Genomic DNA, 2,324 nt, shown 5'->3' with positions numbered 1-2,324 from the left:
TCATCATCTGCACGAAAAAATTCATTTCAATTTCAATCAAAAATCATATTTAATAAAAATCATCATCTGCACGAAAAAATTCATTTCAATTTCAATCAAAAATCATATTTAATAAAAATCATCATCTGCACGAAAAAATTCATTTCAATTTCAATCAAAAATCATATTTAATAAAAATCATCATCTCTTAAAAGATCTTCATCATCAATCAGATCATCCATTACAGAAGAAACTTGAGAAGTGGACTCAACAATTTTATATGGGACAAATTCTCCAAATCTATTATAAGACATTATATTTTCTATCTCATAAGGTCTACAAATAATCATGTGAAATAAGCCCATTTTAGAGAAAGTTATGAGATCTGTTTCTGAAGGCATATTACTTGGACCAGGATGACTATGAACTGAACCTAAATGATCCATAGTAACTGGAAGCATTCCTGTATGCATTATTGCACCTTCACTAGATGTATCTGTTGGAAGAAATATTAAACCAGTGATTGTCAGAATATTATTCTTAAAATTCCCTTCAAGAAGACACATGAATTCATAAGGATCTGAGCTTTGCCCCATATCTGTTATTGTTTCAATGACATCTCTTTGAACATGAATTTCATGAAATTCTTTTTCTTCATTATTTAGTATTTTAGAAATTACTTTATCGAACATTATATCAATACTACATATAATAATTAAATGACATATACTAAAGACAATTAATATATATTATGTCTTGAATATTATATAATATTTGTTATTTATTAAATAAAATATTAAATTAAAATATATTTTTAAAAATACTTACCAAAAATACTTTCAAAAAATTCATTGTTGAATATTTCTAAATTTAAATCAGTGAAAATTTCATGCTTGTTATTATTACTATATTTATTAGATTTATTATTATTCTCATTATTAAGATTTTTATTATTATGCTGTTTCTTTTTATAAATAGCTATTCCTCTTTTTTGCCATAGTGGAAAATCATTTAAATTAATTCCTTTTTCAAATAATAGCTGATGAATATTTCCAGAACTTAAACCATTTAATTTAGATGTTGCTTCATGTTTGGATAATGTTTTTCTTAATGCCCAATAACCATAACCATTAACATGATTTCTCCAAGCTTCGTTTTGACGCCATTTAAAATAACTAACTATATCAGATATAGGAATTATTCTTGAATCAAAAGAAATAGGCAAAGTTATTTTTTCATCTAATGATTCATTTAAGTTTAAAGTTAAACTACTAGATGCGAAACTTGGAAAAACTGAATTTAGTTTTTCAATTCTTCCATTGAAAGGTATTTCTTTAAGTAATATGTTGAGTTCATCTGAAAAAGTGTAAATGAAAAGGGGGGAAAATTCTTTAAATATATATTCTGCAGTTTTAGCCATAGAAAATGAAAATACTTCATCATAAGGCCTTTTTAAATTTAAATTTTTACTTATAGTATGAAAACCTCTGCCATCTAATCTTAAAATGATTGTAGAAGATAATGGAACTTTCATATCTGAATATATCTCATACTCTTTCATATTATTCATCTTATCACTGTTTAAAATCCAACAATTATTATTATAATTATTATTATAATTATTAATTTACATCTTACTTAACTTTTGAATATCTAATAAATAATTTAAACTAATAAGTTTATATAATTTATTAATAGCTATCAATAAAATTTAAATTGGTAATTAAAATAGTTAAAAAATAATATTAATTGTCTGTACAGGGAATATATGTAGGAGTCCAATAGCTGAAGGAATATTTAATAAGAAATATGGTGGAGAAAAAATATATTGCACTCTCTGCTGGCATAAGTACTCGTAATGGAATACCTGCTGATGAAAATGGGAGAATAGTTATGAAAAAAAGATATAAATATAGATAATCACAGATCTCAAAAAATTAGTGAAGCTATTTTAGAAAATGTAGATGAAGTTTATGTATGGCAATGCCTCATTTAAGCTATTTAAAAACAAATTATCCAAAATATAAAAATAAATACCATTTAGTTAGAGAAACAGATGTTGAATATCCATATCTCCAATCTATTGAAAAGTATGATGAAGTAGCTGATAACATAGAAATAGCTATTGATAATATCTTTAAAAAATATTTAGAAAAAAATTAGTATATTTAAGGAGATCTTCCATAATTCATTGATTAGTTAATTGATATTTATTGGTTTATATTGTGATGATGAAGTAATATTAAGTTAAAATAAGGATTATTATTTAGTTTATTGGGTTTTAAGTGATTTATGTTTGTTGATTGTTTTTTAGTAAAGTTTAATAATCTTTGTGTTGAAATATG

The 2,324-nt window shown here is 23.8% G+C and carries 4 protein-coding genes; 2 read left to right on the top strand and 2 right to left on the bottom strand.

Translation table 11 applies throughout. The features are described from left to right. Positions 1–167 precede the first annotated feature (167 nt). Both MBFIL_RS03985 and MBFIL_RS03980 read right to left on the bottom strand, forming a co-directional pair. The gene (locus MBFIL_RS03985) at positions 168–671 is read right to left on the bottom strand and encodes a Mov34/MPN/PAD-1 family protein (protein ID WP_066971712.1); all 504 of its coding nucleotides are present in this window, start codon (positions 669–671) and stop codon (positions 168–170) included. A gap of 122 nt (positions 672–793) precedes the next feature. Further along, a complete protein-coding gene (locus tag MBFIL_RS03980; protein WP_245637451.1) occupies positions 794–1,549 on the bottom strand; it encodes a tRNA(His) guanylyltransferase Thg1 family protein in 756 nt (251 codons plus the stop codon). Between the two features lie 169 nt (positions 1,550–1,718). Between MBFIL_RS03980 and MBFIL_RS11235 the strand changes: the two genes are divergently transcribed. Together MBFIL_RS11235 and MBFIL_RS03975 are read left to right on the top strand one after the other, a co-directional pair. After that, positions 1,719–1,838, top strand: coding sequence for an arsenate-mycothiol transferase ArsC (locus MBFIL_RS11235; protein ID WP_084266293.1), 120 nt, complete (start codon positions 1,719–1,721; stop codon positions 1,836–1,838). 118 nt (positions 1,839–1,956) lie between these two features. Further along, complete coding sequence (locus MBFIL_RS03975; RefSeq protein ID WP_066971710.1) at positions 1,957–2,142, top strand: low molecular weight phosphatase family protein; 186 nt, start codon at positions 1,957–1,959, stop codon at positions 2,140–2,142. Positions 2,143–2,324 lie beyond the last annotated feature (182 nt).

This window comes from Methanobrevibacter filiformis, assembly GCF_001639265.1.
Lineage (GTDB): Archaea > Methanobacteriota > Methanobacteria > Methanobacteriales > Methanobacteriaceae > Methanacia > Methanacia filiformis.
Note: the sequence above shows the minus strand (reverse complement) of the source record. Positions and strands in the feature narration are given on the sequence as shown.